This window comes from Pseudarthrobacter sp. TE3704 (assembly GCF_056279405.1).
This window is the reverse complement of sequence record NZ_JBWCCJ010000002.1, coordinates 593608-615926: the sequence shown is the minus strand read 5'-3', so window position 1 is coordinate 615926 and position 22319 is coordinate 593608. Positions and strand designations below refer to the sequence as shown.

Below are 22319 nucleotides of genomic sequence, written 5' to 3'. Positions count from 1 at the left end.
TGGATTCAGGTGGAGCGAATGACCAGGATCGTCGCGGGTGCCGCCGGCGGCACCCCTTTGTCAGCGGTCCCGGGCTCCCTGACGCGGCCCACTACCGACCGGGTCAAGGAGGCCCTGTTCTCCCGCCTTGACGCTTTTGACGTCATAGCGGGCGCCCGCGTGCTCGATCTTTACGCCGGTTCCGGTTCGCTGGGGGTGGAGAGCGGCAGCCGTGGAGCCCGGACGGTGGAACTCGTGGAGTCTGACGCCAAGGCCAGCGCCGTCTGCCAGCGTAACGCCGACCTCATCAATGGCGTCCTCGGCCGCAAAGCCGTCACGGTGCACCGTTCGAAGGTGGAACCGTTCCTGGACCGCGCCGAACCGGACGATACCTGGGACCTCGTATTCCTTGACCCGCCGTATCCGCTGGAGGAGGAGGCGCTGGCCGCCGTCCTCCAAAAGCTTTCCGCCCACCTGGCACCGGCGGCGGTGGTGGTGGTGGAACGCTCGTCCCGTTCTCCTGAACCGCAATGGCCCGGCGCCCTGGCACGGTTCGCGGAAAAGAAATACGGCGAAACCAGGCTGTGGTTCGCGGAGCCCTTCGTCCCCGACGCCATCGACAGCCATGACGTTCCGGCGGTGGCAGAACCGGAAGGATCCGGGTACTAGCCCCGGCGCCGGGGGAGCCACCCCGGCGGCCCTCATTTCACGGTTAGCCCGCCAGCGGGTCCAGATCCACTCCTGCCAGCACTTTTGCCGGGTGCGGGCCGCGGGCGGCGAGTTCCGCCGACCACTCCTCCGGCCACGGCACCTGCGTCCCGGCCAGGATGATGTTGCCCGGATAGCGTCCCTGGAACATTCCTGATTCGGCAAAGGCGGCCACATCAGCCATTGCCTGCCGCATGGCCGCCACCTGGCTGCGGACCAGCGTCAGGCCCGGCTCGTCGCCCACATTGACCACCAGCACGCCCCGCGGCCCAAGCCGTCCCCGCACCTCCCGGTAAAACTCCGCAGTGGCAATATGGGCCGGGGCCTCCGGCCCGGAAAAGATATCCAGGATCACGACGTCGAACATCAGGCCGGGGTCGAGCTCACCGAGTGCCTCCCGGGCGTCGCCCGTGATGGTCCGCAGGTCCGTTCCCTCCGGAAGCGGAAGTTGGCGCAGGACAAAGTCCAGCAGCTCACGCTCCAGCTCCACTGCGTACTGCTGCGACCCAGGCCGGGTCGCCTGGATGTAGCGCGCCAGCGTCAGCGCCCCTGCCCCGAGATGGAGTGCCTTCACAGGGGCTGCGGGAGGCGCTGCGAGGTCCACCAGGTGCCCGATCCGCCGGAGGTATTCGTAGAAGATCTCTTCGGGGTGGGCAAGATTTACGTGCGACTGCTCGGAACCGCCGATGCTGAGCACATAGCTGCCCTCGGTGAACGCGTCCGGTTCGATGGAGGCATGCTGGCCCGTGGTCTGCAGGAACCGTGCCGCGTGCCCCTGGCTGGCAGCCATCAGAGCCTTCCGCTGAGCGTGGCAAGCCGTTCCGCGGCCTCTTCAAGAACTTCGGTCCTTTTGCAGAAGGCGAAACGGAGCAGGCTGCGCGTCCTGGCGGCGCCCTCCGGATGGCAGAACACCGGGACCGGGATTGCGGCCACACCAACCAGGGCCGGAAGCCGCCTGGCCAGGTCAACGGAGTCTTCGATGCCCAGAGGGGCGGTGTCCACATTGATGAAGTAGGTGCCCTGCGGGGAAAAAACATCAAACCCGGCGGCAGCCAGTCCCTGGCGGAGGATGTTGCGCTTATGCTCCAGGTCCGCGGCGATGCCGTTGTAAAAAGCGTCGGGCAGTGCCAGGCCGGCAGCGATGGCTGACTGGAAAGGCGTCCCGGAGCTGTAGGTGAGGAATTGCTTCACGGTGCGGGCAGCGGCCACGAGCTCCGCGGGCCCTGAGAGCCAGCCGATTTTCCATCCGGTGAGGGAAAAGGTCTTCCCGGCAGATGAGATGGTGATGGTCCGCTCCGCTGCGCCTGGCAGGCATGCCACCGGCAGATGGGAAACACCGAACGTGAGGTGTTCATAGACTTCATCGGTGATGATGATGCTGCCGTGTTTCCGGGCGAGGTCCACCACGCGCTGAAGCACGTTCCGGGGAAAGACCGCACCGGTGGGATTGTGCGGATTGTTCAGCAGTACTACGCGGGTCCGTTCGCTGAAGGCGGCCTCAAGGGCTGCCATGTCCGGCTGGAAATCCGGGGCCAGCAGCGGGGCCGTCACGTGGGTGGCGCCGGCGAGGCCGATCATCGCCCCGTAGGAATCGTAGAAGGGTTCAAAGGTCAACACCTCGTCGCCGGGACCGGCAAACGCGAGAAGGGCCGCTGCGATACCTTCCGTGGCGCCGGTGGTGACGATGACCTCTGTGTCCGGGTTGAATGTGAGCCCATAAAAGCGCTCCTGGTGCGCGGCGACGGCTTCGCGCAGCTGGGGGAGGCCTTTGCCGGGCGCGTATTGGTTTGCTCCGGCAGAGATCGCGGCTCGGGCTGCCTCCCGGATCTCCAGCGGCCCGTCCTCGTCAGGAAAACCCTGGCCGAGGTTGATGGCGCCGGTCTGGAGGGCCAAACCGGTCATCTCTTCGAAGATGGTGACACCCAGGCTGCCGTCGGGTGCCAGGAGGTTGGCGCCCAGCGCGGCGCGCTGCCATGGAGCAGGAGCCAGGGGTGGGGAAAGTTCCCGTGGAGGATGCATCCAGTCATGGTATCCCGGGCTTTTCATGGGGTAGGTTCGGAGCATGAGACGAGCTGTCTGCCCAGGATCCTTCGACCCCATCCACAACGGCCATCTTGAAGTCATTGCGCGGGCGGCCGGACTCTTTGACGAAGTCATCGTGGCGATTTCCACTAACTACGCCAAGAAGTACAGGTTCAGCCTGGACGAGCGGCTGGAGATGGCACGCGAGACCCTCGCTTCGCTCAAAGGCATTGTGGTTGAGCCGGTGGGGGAGGGCCTGCTGGCCGAATATTGCCGGCAGCGCGGTGTGTCGGCCATCGTCAAGGGGCTTCGGTCGTCCTCGGACTTCGATTACGAGCTGCCAATGGCTACCATGAACCGGCAGCTGAGCGGCGTGGAAACAGTCTTCCTGCCGGCCGAGGCCCACTATGTCCACCTGTCCTCCACCCTCATCAAAGAGGTGGCAGCCCTTGGCGGCAGCGTGTCCGAGTATGTCCCAAGATCCGTCCAACGGAGGATGCTGACTGGCGAGCCTGCACAGGATCAGGCGCCAAAGCGGTAGGCTGGTCCGGTACTTCGGCGCCGCCGGCCGCCGGTTTGAGTCCCCGTGACTCTTCAGGCTAAGATGGTACGTCGGTCATATGTTCAACAGGAGTTCTCATTAAAAGAGATGCTGGTTCGCCCTTGGCGTTCGACGTCAAGGACCTCGGGCGCAGCCCGGGAAGCATGCGGACACTGAAGGAACATGTACCCGCACCGAGTGATCTTGGTGTGGCGCTCATTGGTGTTCAGGAAGGCTCGGATGTCGAGCTGGATCTGAGGCTTGAGGCCGTACACGAAGGAATTCTGGTATCAGGAACCGTCCTCACGGAAGTAACCGGTGAGTGCGGTCGATGCCTGGATCCCCTTGCGTATGACCTTGAGGTCAATGTGCAAGAACTTTTCTTCTATGAAGGTGTTGAGCTTTCGGACGAAGAAGATGATGAAGAGCAACGTCGAGTCGAGCACGATGTAATCGATCTTGAACCGGTGTTGCGGGACGCGGTTGTCACCAACCTGCCGTTCCAGCCGGTGTGCCGGGAAGACTGCCAGGGTCTTTGCTCCGAATGTGGAGTTCGCCTGGAAGACGAGCCGGGGCACCACCACGAGGTCTTGGATCCTCGCTGGGCTGCCCTAGCTGATATGGCTAAGCCTGACCGGCAAAATTGATTTGTACGTGTTTGTCTAGAGAGAAATGAGTTAGCCGTGGCTGTTCCCAAGCGGAAAATGTCTCGCTCGAATACCCGCGCCCGCCGCTCGCAGTGGAAGGCGACCGCCCCCCACCTGGTGAAGACCGTTGAGAACGGCCAGGTTACTTACAGCCTGCCGCACCAGGCGAAGGTCGTTACCGACTCTGCTGGCACTGCGCTGTTCCTTGAGTACAAGGGCCGCAAGGTCGCTGACGTCTAATCGGCCACTAAGGCTGACCTGATGTCTTCAACTGAAGAGCTTTTGAAGCGTCTCGGTGTCACTATTGACGCCGGGACGCTTCGTCTTGCGCTCACACACCGTTCGTACGCCTACGAAAACGGCGGCATTCCCACGAATGAGCGGCTGGAATTCCTCGGCGACTCCATCCTGGGTTTCTCCGTTACTGATGCCCTCTACCGGGACAACCCGGACCTCCCCGAGGGAGACCTGGCAAAGCGCCGCTCAGCCGTGGTCAGCACCCGCGCGCTGGCAAACATTGGACGCAGCCTCGGAATTGGCGACTACATCTACCTTGGGCAGGGCGAGAAGCTCACCGAAGGCAAGAACAAGGCGTCCATCCTCGCCGACACCATGGAGGCGCTGATCGGTGCCACCTATGTGTCAAACGATATCGAGACCGCCCGCCAGCTGGTCATGAGGCTCATCGGGCCCCTGCTGAAGGACGCGGCCGTGCTCGGCGCGGGGACAGACTGGAAAACCAGCATCCAGGAGCTTGCCGCCAGCCGCCAGCTCGGCACCATTCACTACGCTGTGGACGGTGCGGGTCCGGACCATGCCCGGACTTTCACGGCAGTCCTGAACATCGGTGGCAAGCCCTGCGGCAAGGGCTCCGGACATTCCAAGAAGGAAGCGGAGCAGGAAGCCGCAGCCGATGCCTGGCGCGTCCTTTCCGGAACAGGTCCTTCCGACGCATCCGGCAAGTCCACCGGTTCCGTAGCAGCCAAGTAGGCGCCGTGCCGGAACTCCCCGAGGTGGAAGTGGTCCGCCGCGGCCTGGTGAGCTGGGTCCGCGGCCGGACCATCGAAGCCGTTGACGTACTGGACCCTCGGTCAGTCCGCCGCCACTCCCTGGGGGTCAGGGATTTCATCGGCAACCTCGAAGGCACCACGGTGACCGACGTCGTACGCCGCGGCAAATTCCTCTGGCTGCCGCTTTCGGACAACTCAGGCGCCCGGGAAGCGGCTAGCCCCGACGCATTCGTGCGGCCTGCTGTCGCTCTGATGGCGCACCTGGGCATGAGCGGCCAGCTCCTGATGCAGGACGGCCAGGTTCCGGACGAAAAGCATCTCAAAGTGCGGTTCCGGCTCAGCGCCCGTGACGGGATGCCGGAAGAACTGCGGTTCGTGGACCAGCGGATTTTCGGCGGCCTCTTCGTCACGGCCATGGTGCCCACGGATGACGGCGGCCCTGGCGGCCTGGCCGAATCGCCCCTGCCGCTGATCGCGGAAGAGGCCTCGCATATTGCCCGGGATCCGCTGGACCCGGCTTTCTCCTTCGACCTCTTTTACCGCCGGCTGCGGAAGCGCAAAACCGGGCTCAAACGCGCTCTCCTGGACCAGGGCCTGGTGTCCGGCATCGGCAATATCTACGCTGACGAGGCATTGTGGCGTGCGCGGCTGCACTACGCCCGGCCCACCGAGACACTGCGCAGGGGCGAAGCCGAAAGAGTGGTCAGCAGCGCCCGCGAGGTGATGCTCGATGCACTTGCAGCAGGCGGCACCAGCTTCGACTCCCTCTACGTGAACGTCAACGGTGCCTCCGGATACTTTGACAGGTCCCTCAACGCCTACGGGCGGGCCGGCGAGCCCTGCAAACGCTGCGCCGCCGCCGGAATCCACGCCACGATCCGCCGTGAGCAGTTTATGAACCGCTCATCGCACACGTGCCCGGTCTGCCAGCCCCGTCCCCGCAACGGACACTGGTAGCCACCACGTAAGTGCGGGTTGCCATCCCTGGCGTGGACCGATGAACGGTGGGAACCGGGCCGCCGGAGTGCACGGCGGAAGCCGTGGGAATCCCGGACTTTGGCCGGAGACGAAGTAGATTTGTGTCTGCGAAAGCAGCCGCTACAGCCATTCAGGAGATCCGAAACGCCTTGCACCTCAAAAGCCTCACCGTCCGGGGGTTCAAGTCTTTTGCGTCCGCCACCACCTTCGACTTTGAGCCGGGCGTCACTGCCGTAGTCGGCCCGAACGGTTCCGGCAAATCGAACGTGGTGGACGCGCTGGCCTGGGTGATGGGCGAGCAGGGCGCCAAGACCCTCCGCGGCGGCAAGATGGAGGATGTGATCTTCGCCGGTACATCGGGCCGGCCGCCCCTGGGCAGGGCCCACGTTTCGCTGACCATCGACAACACCGACGGTGCCCTGCCCATCGAGTACAGCGAAGTCACCATCTCCAGGACCCTGTTCCGCACGGGCGGGTCCGAATACGCCATCAACGGCGCAGGCTGCCGCCTTCTCGACATCCAGGAACTCCTGTCCGATTCGGGCCTCGGCCGGGAAATGCACGTCATCGTGGGGCAGGGACAGTTGGACCGGATCCTGCATGCCACCCCTGAGGACCGGCGGGGCTTCATCGAGGAAGCGGCCGGCATCCTTAAACACCGCCGGCGCAAAGAACGGACTGTGCGCAAACTCGAGGCGATGCAGGCCAACCTCCAGCGCCTCTCCGACCTCACCGGCGAAATCCGGCGCCAGCTCACACCGCTGGGCAAGCAGGCCGAGGTGGCCCGACGGGCCCAGCGCGTCCAGTTTGATGTCCGGGACGCCCGTGCCCGGCTGCTGGCTGACGACCTTGTCCAGCTGCAGCTTGCCCTGGAACAGGATGTGGCGGACGAAGAGGCTCTCAAGGCCCGGCGGACCGTCGTCGGCCAGGAGTTGGAGGAGGGCCGCCGGCAGCAGGCAACGCTTGAGCAGCTGGCGGCGGAGGCCACGCCGGCACTGAACGCCGCCAGGGATACCTGGTACCGGTTGTCGGCGGCCAGGGAGCGGCTTCGTTCCCTCGGCTCGCTCGCCGAGGACCGCAGCCGCCTGCTCGGATCCGTGGATTCCGCACCACCCCCGGGGCGGGATCCGGAACAGCTGGAACGCCAGGCCGCGCGTGTCCGCGAGGAACTTGCCGAACTCGAACGGTCCATCCTGGACCGGCGGGGTGCCCTGGAATCCGCCACTGCCGCAAAGGTCCAGGCCGAACAGGATGCCCATGCGGAAGATCAGCGGCTTACCGCGGAACTGCGGGCAGTGGCGGACCGGCGCGAGGGCCTGGCCCGCCTGGCAGGACAGGTGGCGGCGGCCAGGTCGCGGGTGGAATCCGCACAGGCCGAGCTGGGCAGGCTGCGGGAGTCGGTGGCCGCCGGTGCCGAGCGCCGCGCCCGTGCACAGGCCGAATTCACAGCCCTGGAAAACCAGGTGGCAGGAGTTGAAGAGGGCGAGGAATCCCTCGATGCCGACTACGAGGCCGCAAGTGCTGCCCTGGACGGCGTCCTCAGCGAAATCTCGGACCTGAAGGCAGCCATCAACGAGGGGATCCGCAAGCGTGATGCGCTGGGGGCCCGCCGGGATGCGTTGAAGCTTGGGCTGGACCGCAAGGACGGCGCCAGGCATGTCCTGCAGTCCGGAATCCCCGGCGTGCAGGCAGGCCTCGCCACGGAACTCACGGTGGAGTCCGGATTCGAAACGGCGGTCGCTGCCGCCCTGGGGGAGGCATCGGAGGCGGTTGTTGTACGGGACCCGTCCACGGCCGCCGAGGTACTGCAGCGGCTCAAGGACGACGACGCCGGCCGGGCGTCAGTCCTCATCGCTTCCGCGGCGGACGCTGACCTGGAGTTCACAACCCTGCCCGACCTGCACGGGGACGCCCAATGGGCCGAGGCCCTCGTGTCCGGCGAAAGCAGGTCCCTGGCACTGGTCAGGCACCTGCTGTCCCGTACCGCCGTCGTTCCCGACATTGAAGGTGCCGCCGCACTGGTGGCGGCGCACCCCGGCCTCACGGCCGTTACCCGCGCAGGGGACGTTTTCACGGCGCTGTCAGTCGCGGGAGGCTCGGCCAAGGCGCCGTCACTGCTTGAAGTTCAGGCCGCCGTGGACGACGCCGACAGGCAGCTTTCGGCGGTCACCACCGCGATGGAACAAAACAGGTTCGCCCTGGCAGGCGCTGAGGCCAGGCGCGCCGAGGCGCAGGAACGGGCCGACGCCGCCCTGGACAAGCTGCACGAGTCCGACGCGAGGCTGGCGGCGGTGGCGGAACGCCTCGGCCACCTGAACTCCCTGCTGCGCAGCGCCGTCGGCGAAAGTGACAGGCTGGCGGCTTCGTTGGTCCGTGCCGAGGCAAATGTCGTGGCGGAGGAAGAAGCGCTCGCCGCCGTCGCTGCCCGCCTGGCGGCGGCGCAGGAGGTGCCGCTGGAGCAGGAGCCGTCAACTGAACACCGGGACGCTTTGGCCCGGACGGCGTCTCAGGCCCGCGCCGCCGAAGTGGAGGCGCGGCTGTCCCTGCGGAGCGCCGAGGAACAGCTGTCTGCCACCCGCAACCGCGTGTCATCGCTGGAACGTGCTGCCGCCACGGAACGCCGGGCCCGCGAGGAAGCAGCCGAACGGGCCCGCCGCCGTCGCGTACAGGCCCAGCGCGCAGCGGCAGTTTCGGCAGCCGTAGGCCTCGCACTCCGCCACGTGGACATCTCCGTCGACCTTGCACGGCACGAGCGGGACCTCGCCGAGGAGAACCGTGAGCTGCGGGACCGGGGGCTGAAGGAGATCCGGAACGCGAATGAGGCGCTGGCCCGGGAGCTTGCCGACCTCACGGACAATGTGCACCGGGACGAGCTTGCCCGTGCCCAACAGCGCGCACGGATCGAGGCCCTGGAGACGCGCTCCATCGATGAACTGGGGATCACCCCCGACGCGCTGGTGGACGAATTCGGGCCTCACGTGCCTGTTCCTGTTCCTGCGGACGAAAGCGCCGACAAATGGGCGGCCCTTCGCGCCCCCGTTGATGCCGGCGGGGAGGAGATCAGGGAGGGAAAGCCCTACGACCGCCCGGAGCAGGAGAAGCGCCTGCGGAAAGCCGAGCGGGATCTTGCCAGCCTCGGCAAGGTGAACCCCCTTGCGCTGGAGGAATTCGCCGCGTTGGAAGAGCGGCACCAGTTCCTCAGCACACAGCTTGAGGACCTCAAGGCCAGCCGCAAGGACCTGCTGGACATTATCAAGGAAGTGGACGACAGGGTCCAGCGGGTCTTCACGGAAGCCTTTGAAGACACCCAGGCCCAGTTCGTCAGGGTCTTCGAACGGCTCTTTCCCGGCGGCGAGGGACGGCTGGTCCTGACGGATCCCGCGGACATGCTCACCACGGGCATCGAGGTGGAGGCCCGCCCCGCCGGCAAGAAGATCAAACGGCTCTCGCTGCTGTCCGGCGGTGAACGTTCGCTGACGGCAGTGGCACTGCTGGTGGCGATCTTCAAGGCTCGGCCCTCCCCGTTCTATGTGATGGACGAGGTGGAGGCCGCCCTGGATGACACGAACCTGGGCAGGCTGATCACCATTTTTGAGGAACTGCGGGAATCCAGCCAGCTCATTGTGATCACGCACCAGAAGCGCACCATGGAGGTGGCAGATGCGCTGTATGGAGTGACCATGCGGGGCGACGGCGTTTCCACCGTGATCAGCCAGCGGCTCAGCGCCGAGGTGTAGGCACGGGATCCTGGCGGCGTCGGGGCAGGTCAAGCGTCCCCAGCGGCCCAAAACGCCTGTTCCGTTTGTGAGAAGCTAGGGGAGTGAATGACATCCTTCCCATTATCCTGTCCATTGTTGCTGCCCTGGCGGTTATCGGCGGGCTGATTCCTGTCCTGCTGAAGACTCGGAAGAACATCACCAGGTACCCAGGTACCCGTGACGCCAACGATCCGGAAATCCGGTCCGGCGGCAGCACCCTGGTGGCTGACGGCCCGGCGGTGGCGGACCGGAAGGCACCGGAGGAAATCGCCCTCGACGACCTGGATGCCACCACTGTTCCCGACACCGCCGCCGGGCTGGAAGTCATTCCGGTGGAAACCCCGCTGCCCGTGGCGGGCCGGCTTATGCGCCTGCGGGAGCGGCTGGTCCGCTCCAACAACATCATGGGCAAAGGCCTGCTGGCGCTGCTCTCCAGCGACAAAATCGACGAGGACGTCTGGGACGAAGTAGAGGAAACGCTCCTTCTGGCAGACCTTGGCACCGAGCCCACCATGCAGCTGGTGGATGCGCTGCGCGAGCGGGTCAAGGTACTGGGCACCCGGACCCCGGAGGACGTCAAGAAACTGCTCCGCGAGGAGCTCATCAAGCTGGTGGACCCCACCATGGACCGCAGCCTCAACGTTCAGCGCCACGCCGACAAGCCCGCCGTCATGATGGTGGTGGGCGTGAACGGTGTGGGAAAGACCACCACCGTGGGCAAACTGGCACGCGTGCTGGTGGCCGAAGACAAGGACGTCCTGTTGGGTGCCGCCGATACCTTCCGCGCCGCAGCCGCTGAGCAGCTTGCCACGTGGGGCCAGCGTGTTGGCGTCCCCACCGTCAAGTCCGACGTCGACGGCGCGGATCCTGCGTCCGTCGCCTATGAGGCGGTCAAGGCAGGCATCGACCAGGAAGTGGACGTCGTGATGATCGACACCGCCGGACGCCTGCAGAACAAGGTCGGCCTGATGGACGAGCTCGGCAAGGTCAAGCGCGTCATCGAAAAGCTCGCCGAAGTTGACGAGGTCCTGCTCGTCCTGGATGCCACCACCGGCCAGAACGGCCTGAACCAGGCACGGGTTTTCTCTGAGGTGGTCAACATCACCGGCATTGTCCTGACCAAGCTGGACGGAACGGCCAAGGGCGGCATTGTGGTAGCCATCCAGAAGAGCCTCGGCGTTCCCGTGAAGCTGATCGGGCTCGGCGAGGGCGCCGACGACCTCGCCCCGTTCGAGGCAGAAGGCTTTGTTGACGCCCTGCTGAACTGATAACCCGCCTGCCCGGATCCTGTCCGGGTCAGCCCGGGGTCCTGGCGGACTGGAGGGTCTCCCGGGTGGCAAACCAGGCGAACGCGGCCACCAGCATGATGCCGCCGGTCACGCCGAAAGCCCAGCCAAAGCCCAGCCGGTCGGCAAGCACGCCCGCCAGGACAGGCCCAACGATTGCGCCGACGTCGGACGTCATCTGGTAGACGGCCAGCACCTTCCCGCCGGACCGCCCGTTGCCGATCACGTCGGCGACGGCGGCCTGCTGGGCAGGGCCAAACAGGCCTGATCCCACACCCGCCAGCGCCGAGGCTGCCAGGAACCAGGCGAGGTCAGACGTGAAGCCGATGCCGGCGGTGGCGAGACCGGCCACCAGCAGGCCCCAGATCATCATCGGCTTGCGCCCCAAGCTGTCGGCCAGGCGCCCGGAAAACGTCAGGGCGGCTGCGTTTCCGGCGGCGAAGACCGCAAGCGCCAGCCCTGCCGCTTCCGGGCCGGAGCCAAAGGCAGCCGCAGCAAACAGGGGAACGGTGGCCATGCGCACCCCGAACGTGGCCCATCCGTTGGCGAAGCTGGAAATCAGGGCTGACCGGTAGGCTCCGGTCCGCAGAGCCTCGCCGAAGTGCATGTCCGGCGCCTTTTCCCGGGATTCCCTGGACCCGCGGCGCTGGTGGCTCAACTGGGTCTGCACCACGATTGCGGCGATCACCAGGGCCGCGGCGTAGGCCAGGAATGGGATCCTCAGCCCGAAACCGGCCAAGAGGCCGCCCACGATCGGACCGCAGACGTTGCCGATCAGGAACGCTGACGCATAGGCGCCGGACACCCTGCCCCTGCTCTCCGGGGGCGCCAGCCTGATCACCAGAGCCATGGATGCGACGGTGAACATCACGGAACCGGCACCTCCCAGCCCCCGGAAAAGCAGCAGCTGCCAGTAGTCCTGGGCAAAGGCGCACGCCGCCGTGGACCCCGCCACAATCAACAGGCCCGCCACGTAAACGGGCCGTTCGCCCAGCCGGCCGATCAGGGTGCCGCCTGCCGGAGCAAAAACGAGCCGCATGAAGGCAAAAATCGCCACGATCACCGCCGCCTCGGTGTTTCCCACGCCAAAGGTTGTGGCGAATTGCGGCAATACGGGCGCAACAAGCCCGAATCCAAGCGCGATCAGGAATGCGGCGGCGAGCATCACCTTGATGTCTCGCGGAAGCTTCTCCCGTCGCGGCCGAAGGCGCGCCAAGATCCTTGATGTGGCGCCGCTCACGCGGGGTGTTGCAGTCATGAAGCGGAGTTCCTTGCAGAGAGTGCGGCCGGGGTCCGGCGGGAGTGGTGAAACACAACCGTAACAACCCGGATATGCACCATTTACTTCCTAGAGGTTCTTGTAACAGAGCGGCAATCTAAATCCTCTCCGGGCGAAACACGCCGCCGACACAATTTTTACAGGACGCAAAAAGGCGTTGGCAGGCGGAGGATTCCGCAACATTCGATGAGAGAGGACGTGCACCATGGAACTTACCGCAGGTCACGTTTGGCTCATGGTGGCGGCAGCACTCGTGCTGTTTATGACACCGGGCCTGGCATTTTTCTACGGCGGCATGACCCGTGCCAAGGCAGCACTGAACATGATGATGATGAGCTTCATCTCCATCGGCATCGTGAGCGTTGTGTGGGTACTGTGGGGCTACTCCATGACGGGCGGTGAGGGCTTCCTGCAGATCGTCGGCAACCCGTTCACCAGCTTTGGCCTCGAAGGAGTCAACACGGCAGACACGCCGGACGGCCTTATCCTTGTCGGCTACGGTGCCACCTTTGCCATCATCACTGTGGCCCTGATCAGCGGTGCGATCGCTGACCGCGCCAAGTTCGGCGCCTGGAGCGTCTTCGTGCCCGTGTGGGTGACCCTCGTGTACTGCCCGCTCGCCTACATGGTGTGGGGTGGCGGCCTCTTCGGTGAGGAAGGCGCGATTGGCCAGGCCCTCGGCCCGGCCATCGACTTCGCCGGCGGCACCGTGGTCCACATCAACGCCGGTGTGGCGGCCCTGATCCTCGTCCTGATCATCGGCAACCGCAAGGGCTTCGGCAAGGACCCCAACCACCGCCCGCACAACATCCCGTTCGTGATGCTCGGAGCAGCCATCCTGTGGTTCGGCTGGTTCGGCTTCAACGGCGGCCTTGCCTCCTCTGCTGAACAGGGCGGCGTCATCTGGGTCAACACGCTCGCGGCTCCTGCAGCGGCGATGCTCGGCTGGCTCGTCACCGAACGCATCCGTGACGGACACCCCACCTCCCTCGGCGCCGCTTCCGGTGTGGTCGCCGGCCTGGTGGCCATCACCCCGGCGTGCGCCAACGTCAGCCCGGTCGGTGCCCTCGGCCTCGGCGTCGTGGCCGGTGTCGCCTCTGCCCTGGCTGTTGGCCTGAAGTTCCGCTGGGGCTTCGACGACTCGCTCGACGTTGTAGGCGTCCACCTCGTGTCCGGCATCATCGGCACCGTTGCCCTCGGCTTCATCGCACTGCCCACAGACGGTGTGGGCGGCGGCCTCTTCTACGGCGGCGGCATGACCCAGATGTGGGCACAGCTGGCAGCGGCAGGCATCGCCATCGCGTACTCGGCAATCCTGACCGCGATCATCGCCTTCGCCATCCACAAGACCATGGGCTTCCGCGTCTCGCAGGAACAGGAAACGGTGGGTGTGGACCTCAGCCTGCACGCCGAGACCGCCTACGAGTTCGGTGTGGGCGGCCACGGTGGAAGCTTCCAGCCGCTGCACGACATGATCACCGGCAAGAACCAGCAGGACACCTCTGACCAGCCCGCAACGGCTGCCCAGAAGAACGAATCAGCAACAGGCAAGGAAAGCGTGGGGGCATGAAACTGATTACTGCTATCGTCAGGCCGGAAAAGCTCGAAGCCATCCGGGAAGGACTGGAAGCCTACGGCGTACAGGGCCTGACGGTCAGCGCGGCCAGCGGTTACGGCCGGCAGCGGGGCTACACCGAGGTTTACCGTGGTGCGGAGTACAATGTGGATCTCCTGCCGAAGATCCGGGTGGAGGTGCTGGCCACGGACGAACAGGCTGACGACATCCTGGACGTCATCATTGCCAGCTCCAACACCGGCCGTGCCGGCGACGGCAAGGTATGGACCATGGACGTTTTCGAAGCCGTCCGGGTCCGCACCGGTGAACGGGGAGTCGCCGCCATCTAGGGCTGAAGCGTCTTCTCCCGAAACCTGAAGAGCAAAGCAGGAGCGGGCAGGAAACCGGAAGGTTTCCTGCCCGCTCCGCCTTTAACAGCGAAGCGCCGTAAGTCGTCCGCCCGGTCCTCAGGACCCGCTGTCAGCGCGCCCTGCGGTGTGCCAGGAAGCGGGCTCGGCGGAACCGGCGTCGTACTCCTCAAGCGGGACGTCGTTGCGCTGCCAGGCCAGAAGCACCGGCTCAACGATCCGCCAGCAATCCTCCGCGGTGTCGCCGCGGACCGACAGCAGGGGATCACCTGCGAGCACGCCCTCCAGGACTTCCCCATAGGGGAGGAGTTCGGAGGCACTCAGTTCGGCCTGAAGGGTGGCCCGGCTCAGGCTGAAGATGTCTCCGGGGCCGTTGACATCGACGTCGAACTGCAGGGTGTCCGGGCCGAAGCCAATCCGCAGCTGGTTTGGGGAGTCCACGCCCGTGAAGCCTTTGGGCAGGTGGGGGACCGGGCGGAAGGTGACCACGGCTTCCTTGCGCTTGGCTCCCAACGCCTTTCCGGAACGCAGGATGAAAGGGACATCCTTCCAGCGCCAGTTGTCGATTCCAATCTGGATCTCCGCGAGGGTTTCGGTTCCGCGGTCCGCGTCCACTCCCTCCTCCCTGGCGTAGTCCGGCACCGCTTTTCCTGCCACCGAGCCTGCGGTGTAGCGGGCCCTGCGGGTGGAGGCGGCGAACGGGGCACGGACGCTGCTGGCCCGAAGGACGGCGGAGATGGCATCGCGCAGGTCCCGCTCGCCCACGGTGGCCGGCGGCTCGATGGCCATCAGGGCCATGATCTGCAGCAGATGGCTTTGGATCATGTCCCGGAGGGCGCCGGCGCCGTCGTAGTAGCGCGCCCGCCCTTCCAGCGCCAGGTCCTCGTCAAAGATGATTTCCACCTTTTCAATGTGGTGGCGGTTCCAGACGGGCTCAAGGAAGTTGTTGGCAAAGCGCAGGCCCAGGATGTTCAGCACGGTGGCCTTGCCCAGGAAGTGGTCAACCCGGTGGATGTGGTCCTCGGGCACCAGCCGCACCAGGGTCCGGTTAAGGGACCGTGCGGATTCCTCGCCCGACCCGAACGGTTTCTCCATCACCAGCCGCGTCCCGTCCGGGACGTCCTCGGGCTGCAAGGCCTCACACGCGAGCTGGCTGATCTTCGGGGGGAGCGCAAAATAGACGGCCACGGGCCCCTCGAGGCTGCGCAGTAGTGCGGCAAGGCCGCCGCCGGCGGTGACGTCCAGCTGATGGTAGACAGTTTCCTTTTCGAGCGCCTGAAGCGCTTCCTGTCCCTCGGCGGCTGCGGCTTCGGCGGTTGCAGCAAACGACGAATGCACCCTCTCCCGCCACTGTTCCGGGGTCCACGGATCAGATCCCGCCCCGACGAGCCGCAGCCCTGCGGCGCGGCCCTTCGCCACCAGCCGCGCCAGCCCGGGCAGGAGGAGCCGGCCGGTGAGATCGCCGGAGGCACCGAGGATGAGCAGGGTTCTTACAGTTGTTTGGCTCGTCATTTTGCCAGCATGCCATCTTGGGTGCCCGACTTGGTACCCTAGATAGTCGAGTCCCGATCATCCACTGAAAGAAGTGCACGGCGCGTGTTCAATTCACTCTCTGACCGGTTGACAGCAACCTTCAAGAATCTCCGCGGCAAAGGCCGCCTCACCGAGGCCGACGTCGACGCAACAGTCCGCGAGATCCGCCGCGCCCTTCTGGACGCCGACGTTGCAGTCCCCGTTGTCCGGGAATTCACCGGGCGGGTCCGCGAACGCGCCCTGGGCGCCGAGGTATCGGCCGCACTGAACCCGAGCCAGCAGATCGTCAAGATCGTCAACGAGGAACTCGTGGAGATCCTCGGCGGCGAGACCCGCCGCATCCGGCTCGCCAAGAACGGCCCCACGATCATCATGCTGGCCGGCCTGCAGGGCGCCGGTAAGACGACCCTGGCCGGCAAGCTGTCCAAGTGGCTGAAGGCCCAGGGCCACAGCCCCATGCTGGTGGCCTGTGACCTGCAGCGCCCCAACGCCGTCACCCAGCTGCAGGTGGTGGGCCAGCGCGCCAACGTACCGGTGTTTGCGCCCCATCCGGGCGCCACCTCGTCCGAACTTGAACACCCTGCGGGTGACCCCGTGGCGGTGGCGCGCGCCGGCGTCGAGGAAGCCCGCCAGAAGCTGCACGACGTCGTCATCGTTGACACCGCCGGCCGCCTCGGCGTCGACGCCGACATGATGGAACAGGCACGCCAGATCCGCCGCGCCATCGTGCCCAACGAAGTCCTGTTCGTCATCGACGCCATGATCGGCCAGGACGCCGTGAACACGGCGCACGCCTTCGACGAAGGCGTCAACTTCACCGGCATCGTCCTGTCCAAGCTCGACGGCGACGCCCGCGGTGGTGCCGCGCTGTCCGTCGCGTCGGTCACCGGTAAGCCCGTGATGTTCGCCTCCACCGGCGAGGGCCTTGACGACTTCGAGCTGTTCCACCCGGACCGGATGGCCTCGCGCATCCTGGACATGGGCGATGTCCTCACGCTCATCGAGCAGGCCGAAAAGTCCTGGGACAAGGATGAAGCTGCCCGGATGGCGAAGAAGTTCGCCGACCAGGAGGACTTCACCCTGGACGACTTCCTGGCCCAGATGCAGCAGATCCGCAACATGGGCTCCATGAAGAAGATGCTCATGATGATGCCCGGCGCGCAGAACATCCGCCAGCAGCTGGAGCAGTTCGACGAGCGCGAGATTGACCGCGTGGAGGCGATTGTCCGCTCCATGACCCCGCACGAGCGCGTTGCGCCCAAGATCATCAACGGGTCCCGCCGCGCCCGCATCGCGCGCGGTTCAGGTGTGCACGTTTCCGAGGTCAACGGCCTGCTGGAACGATTCGCCCAGGCCCAGAAGATGATGAAGAAGATGGCCCAGGGCGGCATGCCGGGAATGCCCGGGATGCCCGGAATGCCCGGGGCGGGCGGCGGAGCCCGGAAGAACGCCAAGAACGCACCGAAGAAGAAGGCAAAGTCTGGCAACCCTGCAAAGGCCGCCCAGGAGCGCAAGGACGCCGAAGCACGCCGTGCCAATGCAGCCAAGGCCCTGCCCACCGGCGCGGCCTTCGGCCAGCAGGGCGGCGACTTCGACCCGTCCCAGCTGAACCTGCCCAAGGGCTTCGACAAGTTCCTCGGCAAGTAACAGCATCCAAACCAGGTAGCAGCAGGTGTCGTTTTGAGGGCTCAAAACGACACCTGCTGCCGTTTGCAGGGGTTGCCGGCGCCGTGGAATAGGGTTGGGTCATGTTCAAGCAGAGGGTAGTGTTCGTGCACGGCGCCGGGAGTTTCGGCGCCGCGGCCTGGCCGCGCCAACACGGCATGGCGCTGTCCTACGACGCACTGTTCCTGCGCCGCCACGGGTACGATCCCGTCGCCGAACCCGTGGAGTCCTCCTTCGCCGAGGACACGGCCATCGTGCTGCGGTCCCTGGCGGACGACGGCCGTGGTGCCGCGGGCGGACACATCGTGGCTCACGCACAAGGGGCCATCGCCGCCATGACGGCCGCCGTCGAACGGCCCGACCTCGTTTATTCGCTGACCCTCGTGGAGCCGGCGTGCCTCTCCCTTACCGCGGAACTGCCGGCGACAGCGGCCCATATCCGCCTCATGCAGCCGTTGTTCGATGTCCGCCGCCAACTCAGCGACGAGGATTTCCAGCGGGAGTTCGTCCGGCGGGTCTACGCCACGGACCTTCAGGAGCCGGTCACTGCCGAGGAGAAGCGCTCGGCCAGGCGGCTGCGGCTGCAGTCACCGTCGTGGGAGGCACCGCTGCACATCGTTCCGGGCGTCCCCACCCTGGTCCTGACCGGGGGATGGGAGCCCCTCTATGAGGAGATCGCCGGCTACCTCCGTGAGACGGGCGCCCTGCACCGCGTTGCTGCCGGGGGCCACCGGCCCCACGACTCACGGGACGGCGACCGCGCCATCCGCTCCTTCATCAGCGAGGTCAGCAGGACCGAGCCTGCCAGGGCCTCCTGACCCCGGAGGGCACGCAGCCTTCCCGTCCGGCCGGCCCCCAATTGCCGGCCGGACGGGAAACTCGAGGGGAGTCAGCTACGTCCCGCTGCCGGAACGTTCAGCTCCGGCAGGTACACCTTGGCCCCGGCGGCCATGAACTCCCGGCTCTTCGCGCGCATGCCTGAGGCCGCCTCAGCCAGGGCAGCCTGCGCCTCGGCGGACCCGTATTCGTCACGGATGTCCTGGCTGATCCGCATGGAGCAGAACTTTGGCCCGCACATTGAGCAGAAGTGGGCAGTCTTGGCCGGCTCCGCGGGAAGAGTCTCGTCATGGAAAGCCTCGGCCGTCACCGGGTCCAGGGACAGCGCGAACTGGTCCCGCCAGCGGAACTCGAAGCGTGCCTTGGACAGCGCGTCATCCCGCTCGTGCGCCCCCGGGTGGCCCTTGGCAATGTCGGCGGCGTGGGCGGCGATTTTGTAGGTGATGACACCGGTTTTCACGTCGTCCTTGTTGGGCAGGCCCAGGTGTTCCTTCGGCGTGACGTAGCACAGCATGGCCGTGCCGTACCGGGCGATTTCCGTGGCGCCGATCGCTGACGTGATGTGGTCATAACCCGGAGCCACGTCCGTGACCAGCGGCCCCAGGGTGTAAAACGGTGCTCCCTTGCAGAGTTCCTGCTGCCGTTCGACGTTTTCCCGGACCAGGTGGAACGGAATGTGCCCCGGGCCCTCCACCATCACCTGCACGTCATATGTCCAGGCCCGCTGGGTGAGCTCGGCCAGCGTGTCCAGCTCCGCGAACTGCGCAGCGTCATTGGCATCCGCCGTAGCTCCCGGCCGCAGGCCGTCGCCGAGGGAAAATGCGACGTCGTATCTGGCGAAGATCTCACACAGCTCGTCGAAGTGCGTGTACAGGAAGTTTTCCTGGTGGTGGGCCAGGCACCAGCCCGCCATGATGGAGCCTCCCCGCGAGACGATGCCCGTGACCCGGTTGGCGGTCAGCGGAACATACCGGAGCAGGACGCCGGCGTGCACGGTCATGTAGTCCACACCCTGCTCGCACTGCTCGATCACGGTGTCGCGGAAAATCTCCCAGGTCAGCGCATTGGCTTCCCCGTTGACCTTTTCCAATGCCTGGTAGATGGGCACGGTGCCGATCGGGACGGGGGAGTTGCGGATGATCCACTCCCGGGTGGTGTGGATGTCATCGCCGGTGGACAGGTCCATTACGGTGTCGGCCCCCCACTGGGTGGCCCACTGCAGCTTGTCCACTTCTTCGGCAATGGAGCTGGTGACGGCCGAGTTGCCGATATTGGCATTGATCTTGACCAGGAAGGCCTTACCGATGATCATCGGCTCTGACTCGGGATGGTTGATGTTGTTGGGAATGATGGCCCGCCCGGCCGCGACTTCGCTGCGGACCAGCTCAACGTCGCAGTTCTCGCGCAGCGCCACGAAGCGCATCTCGGGGGTGATGATGCCCTGCCTGGCGTAGTGCATCTGCGTTACCGTCTTGCCCTCGACGGCGCGGCGGGGCACCGGCTGAGCCCCTTGCCACTCCGCGGAGGCGGCGCCGCGGCGGACAGCCGAGCGGCCGTCGTCGAGCAGGTTCCGCTCCCTGCCGCCGTACGCTTCGGTGTCTCCCCGCGCCACGATCCATTCGGACCGGAAGGGGCTGAGGCCGCGTACCGGATCGCTGCCGGGTCCGGCCGTCCGGTAGGTCCGGAAGGGTCCGTTCGGTTCCCCGTTGGGGGAAGGCTCCAGGGCAATTTCCGTTACGGGTACCCGGATTCCCGACTCCGCGTCTTCGATGAACGCCAGCGAATGCGACGTCAGGGACTGGGTAACCTGGGCTTCCGCCGCCCCACCGGCCACGCTTTCGCGGGACTGATTCAGGGCAGGGTCCAGCTGTTCATTGGGTGTATTCAAGGAATACTCACTTCCTTCGCCGGCATTACCCGGACAGGTTCAACGGTCGCAGGCTGCGTCAGCCCGATCTCAGCCCCTGCAGGGGCACCCGTGTGGTCAGGAAGAAAGCTACCACAGCCTTGCGGGAGGGGCTTGTCACATGGCCGGTGCTAGCCTGACTGGCGGGAAAAGGAGTCCAATGCCGGAGATCATCGAATTCAGCGGCCCGGTGCTTGCCGGGCCGGACAGCGAGCGGCGGGGCCTGTGGTCCATTGACGGGCTGTTGACCTTCACACGCCCGCAGCAGGTGCCGGACAAGGTGCTGGAAGGCTGGGTCCTGCCAGGTTTCGTGGATGCCCACTGCCACATCGGGCTCGGACCCGGCGGCCCGGTGGACGCTGCTGCCGCCGAAGACCAGGCCCGGGCAGACCTGGCGGCCGGCACCATGCTGGTCAGGGATGCCGGCTCCCCGGCCGACACCCGCTGGATGCAGGGCGGCCGGGACTTCCCGGTGCTGATCCGCGCTGGACGGCACGTTGCCCGGACCCGCCGATATCTTCGCGGTTTCGCCGACGAGGTGGAACCGGAAGGCCTTGTGGAAGCCGTGCGCAAGCAGGCACGCGACGGCGACGGCTGGGTCAAGCTCGTGGGGGACTGGATTGACCGCGGCATTGGTGACCTGGCGCCGTCCTTTCCCTCCGCCGTCGTGCGGGACGCGGTACAGGCGGCGCATGACGAAGGCGCCCGGGTCACCGCCCACTGCTTCGCTGAGGACACCCTGGACCAGATGCTGGACGCCGGCATCGACTGCATTGAGCATGCCACCGGACTCCTGCCCCGGCATCTTCCCCGGTTCGCCGAACAGGGAGTGCCGATCGTCCCCACACTCATCAACATCGCGACGTTCCCGGACATCGCCGCCCAGGCCCGGCCCAAGTTTCCGCGGTACGCGGACCACATGCTGGCGCTGTGGGAGCGGCGGATGGAGCGGGTGGCGGAAGCTTACGGGGCCGGCGTGAGGATCTTCGCCGGCACGGACGCCGGCAGCGTCATCAACCACGGAAGAATCGCGGACGAGATTTTGGCCCTGCATGAGGCCGGGCTGCCTATGGCTGCTGCACTGGACGCAGCCTGCTGGTCAGCCCGCGAGTGGCTCGGCGCGGACGGCCTGCACGAGGGTGCGCGCGCCGACGTCGTCCTCTGCAGCGAGGATCCGCTGACGGTTCCCCGGGCGGTCAGTCAACTGTCACATGTGGTGCTGGGAGGCCGCATCATCCGCTGAGCAGGTTTCCGGGTCGAAGCACTTGGAATAAATTGAAGCTTCAAGTAATTTTAACTGTGACAGGCCGCCCCATCCCGGCGGCCGCCAGCACAGGGAGCGTTCAATGACTGCAGAAGCCACCAGCCAGGATCTTCTTCCTGCAGACCTCACAATGGGCACCGTCATGCTCAAAGTAGGCGACATGAAGGTCATGACCGATTACTACCAGCGCGCCCTTGGCCTTGAGGTGGTGGCCGAGCAGGACGGCGGGCTGTACTTGGGCCGGCTGCAAAAGCCGCTGGTCCACCTTGCGCCCGCGCCCGGGCTGAACCTTCCGGGCAGGGGAGAAGCGGGCCTGTTTCACACGGCCCTGCTGTTCGAGGACCAGGCCTCCCTCGCGGCGACCATCGCCACCGCTGCCCAATACGAGCCGCGGTCCTTCACCGGGAGCGCCGACCACCTGGTCAGCGAAGCCTTCTACTTCAACGACCCTGAAGGCAACGGCATAGAGCTCTACTGGGACCGGCCCCGCAGCAACTGGTCCTGGAACGGAACCGACGTGGTCATGGACAGCCTGGCCCTGCCGCCGCAGCGGTACCTTGAGCAGCACCTGACGGAGGATTCCCTGGAAGGGCAGCGCAGGACGGCCGCAGGAGTGGGCCACGTCCACCTCCAGGTGGGTGACGTGCAGTCCGCGCGGGATTTCTACGTAGGTGTCCTGGGGTTCGAGAAAACGGCCGGGTGGCATGGCCAGGCCCTCTTCGTCTCCGCTGGCCGTTACCACCACCACATGGCCATGAATGTCTGGAACAGCCGCGGCGCCGGGCCGCGCAAAGACACACTGGGCCTGGGTGAGGTCCTCATCGAGGTGCCCACGGGTGACGACGTCGGCGCGCTGGCGGACCGCCTGAAAGTCGCCGGCGTGCCGGCCCACCACACCGGAGCAGAACTGCGGTTTGAAGACCCCTGGCGGAACAGCATCCGGGTAGCGGCACGCTGACCCGGGCGTTCCCGTACTAGGCTGA

The 22319-nt window shown here is 65.9% G+C and carries 19 protein-coding genes and 1 riboswitch; of the genes, 14 read left to right on the top strand and 5 right to left on the bottom strand.

The genetic code is table 11. From position 1 onward, the window contains the following. The first annotated feature begins 18 nt into the window (after window positions 1-18). Window positions 19-648 carry a 16S rRNA (guanine(966)-N(2))-methyltransferase RsmD gene (gene rsmD, locus ACZ9BC_RS06870; protein WP_476245272.1) on the top strand — a complete coding sequence of 210 codons (630 nt, stop codon included), beginning with the start codon at window positions 19-21 and terminating at the stop codon, window positions 646-648. A gap of 43 nt (window positions 649-691) precedes the next feature. Here the strand turns inward: rsmD and ACZ9BC_RS06865 are convergent, their stop codons facing one another. Beyond that, on the bottom strand, window positions 692-1477 hold the full coding sequence (locus tag ACZ9BC_RS06865; RefSeq protein WP_476245271.1) for a spermidine synthase: 786 nt from the start codon (window positions 1475-1477) through the stop codon (window positions 692-694). Continuing rightward, the gene (locus ACZ9BC_RS06860; RefSeq protein ID WP_476245270.1) at window positions 1477-2706 is read right to left on the bottom strand and encodes an aminotransferase class I/II-fold pyridoxal phosphate-dependent enzyme; all 1230 of its coding nucleotides are present in this window, start codon (window positions 2704-2706) and stop codon (window positions 1477-1479) included. Before ACZ9BC_RS06860 ends, ACZ9BC_RS06865 begins: the two co-directional genes overlap by 1 nt. Window positions 2707-2749: 43 nt before the next feature. Between ACZ9BC_RS06860 and coaD the strand changes: the two genes are divergently transcribed. The 7 genes from coaD to ftsY all read left to right on the top strand — a co-directional run bounded on the left by coaD (window position 2750) and on the right by ftsY (window position 10911). Then, the gene (gene coaD, locus ACZ9BC_RS06855) at window positions 2750-3250 is read left to right on the top strand and encodes a pantetheine-phosphate adenylyltransferase (RefSeq protein WP_476245269.1); all 501 of its coding nucleotides are present in this window, start codon (window positions 2750-2752) and stop codon (window positions 3248-3250) included. Window positions 3251-3372: 122 nt separating this feature from the next. Further along, window positions 3373-3897: a YceD family protein gene (locus tag ACZ9BC_RS06850; RefSeq protein WP_115525561.1), complete on the top strand. Its 525-nt coding sequence runs from the start codon at window positions 3373-3375 to the stop codon at window positions 3895-3897. Between the two features lie 36 nt (window positions 3898-3933). Continuing rightward, entirely contained in the window at window positions 3934-4137 is a 204-nt protein-coding gene (rpmF, locus tag ACZ9BC_RS06845; RefSeq protein WP_009356569.1) for a 50S ribosomal protein L32, read from the top strand. 21 nt (window positions 4138-4158) lie between these two features. Next, on the top strand, window positions 4159-4887 hold the full coding sequence (gene rnc / locus ACZ9BC_RS06840; RefSeq protein WP_115525560.1) for a ribonuclease III: 729 nt from the start codon (window positions 4159-4161) through the stop codon (window positions 4885-4887). 5 nt (window positions 4888-4892) lie between these two features. Beyond that, window positions 4893-5864 (top strand): bifunctional DNA-formamidopyrimidine glycosylase/DNA-(apurinic or apyrimidinic site) lyase, encoded by a 972-nt coding sequence (mutM, locus tag ACZ9BC_RS06835; RefSeq protein ID WP_476245268.1) that lies wholly within the window; start codon window positions 4893-4895, stop codon window positions 5862-5864. A gap of 170 nt (window positions 5865-6034) precedes the next feature. Next, entirely contained in the window at window positions 6035-9622 is a 3588-nt protein-coding gene (gene smc / locus ACZ9BC_RS06830; protein ID WP_476245407.1) for a chromosome segregation protein SMC, read from the top strand. A gap of 83 nt (window positions 9623-9705) precedes the next feature. Then, window positions 9706-10911 (top strand): signal recognition particle-docking protein FtsY, encoded by a 1206-nt coding sequence (gene ftsY, locus ACZ9BC_RS06825; RefSeq protein ID WP_476245267.1) that lies wholly within the window; start codon window positions 9706-9708, stop codon window positions 10909-10911. 28 nt (window positions 10912-10939) lie between these two features. Here ftsY and ACZ9BC_RS06820 read toward each other — a convergent pair whose 3' ends face one another. Next, on the bottom strand, window positions 10940-12187 hold the full coding sequence (locus ACZ9BC_RS06820) for an MFS transporter (protein ID WP_476245266.1): 1248 nt from the start codon (window positions 12185-12187) through the stop codon (window positions 10940-10942). Between the two features lie 226 nt (window positions 12188-12413). Here ACZ9BC_RS06820 and ACZ9BC_RS06815 point away from each other — a divergent pair, with 226 nt between their 5' ends. Together ACZ9BC_RS06815 and ACZ9BC_RS06810 are read left to right on the top strand one after the other, a co-directional pair. Continuing rightward, on the top strand, window positions 12414-13778 hold the full coding sequence (locus ACZ9BC_RS06815; protein WP_476245265.1) for an ammonium transporter: 1365 nt from the start codon (window positions 12414-12416) through the stop codon (window positions 13776-13778). Continuing rightward, window positions 13775-14113 carry a P-II family nitrogen regulator gene (locus ACZ9BC_RS06810; protein ID WP_015937412.1) on the top strand — a complete coding sequence of 113 codons (339 nt, stop codon included), beginning with the start codon at window positions 13775-13777 and terminating at the stop codon, window positions 14111-14113. The genes ACZ9BC_RS06815 and ACZ9BC_RS06810 overlap by 4 nt, the downstream gene beginning before the upstream one ends. A 117-nt stretch (window positions 14114-14230) precedes the next feature. Here ACZ9BC_RS06810 and ACZ9BC_RS06805 read toward each other — a convergent pair whose 3' ends face one another. After that, a complete protein-coding gene (locus ACZ9BC_RS06805; protein ID WP_476245264.1) occupies window positions 14231-15643 on the bottom strand; it encodes a glucose-6-phosphate dehydrogenase in 1413 nt (470 codons plus the stop codon). An 84-nt stretch (window positions 15644-15727) separates the two neighbouring features. Between ACZ9BC_RS06805 and ffh the strand changes: the two genes are divergently transcribed. Next, a complete protein-coding gene (gene ffh / locus ACZ9BC_RS06800; RefSeq protein ID WP_079598956.1) occupies window positions 15728-17311 on the top strand; it encodes a signal recognition particle protein in 1584 nt (527 codons plus the stop codon). Window positions 17312-17412: 101 nt separating this feature from the next. Continuing rightward, complete coding sequence (locus tag ACZ9BC_RS06795) at window positions 17413-18147, top strand: alpha/beta fold hydrolase (RefSeq protein ID WP_476245263.1); 735 nt, start codon at window positions 17413-17415, stop codon at window positions 18145-18147. 71 nt (window positions 18148-18218) lie between these two features. Here ACZ9BC_RS06795 and thiC read toward each other — a convergent pair whose 3' ends face one another. Then, a complete protein-coding gene (gene thiC, locus ACZ9BC_RS06790) occupies window positions 18219-20054 on the bottom strand; it encodes a phosphomethylpyrimidine synthase ThiC (protein ID WP_476245262.1) in 1836 nt (611 codons plus the stop codon). Next, a riboswitch (TPP riboswitch) is annotated at window positions 20049-20156 on the bottom strand. It overlaps the preceding gene by 6 nt. A 76-nt stretch (window positions 20157-20232) precedes the next feature. On the opposite strand from thiC, the gene ACZ9BC_RS06785 reads away from it, so the two are divergent. Continuing rightward, on the top strand, window positions 20233-21315 hold the full coding sequence (locus ACZ9BC_RS06785; protein ID WP_476245261.1) for an amidohydrolase family protein: 1083 nt from the start codon (window positions 20233-20235) through the stop codon (window positions 21313-21315). Between the two features lie 103 nt (window positions 21316-21418). After that, on the top strand, window positions 21419-22294 hold the full coding sequence (locus ACZ9BC_RS06780; RefSeq protein WP_476245260.1) for a VOC family protein: 876 nt from the start codon (window positions 21419-21421) through the stop codon (window positions 22292-22294). The last annotated feature ends 25 nt before the right edge of the window (window positions 22295-22319 follow it).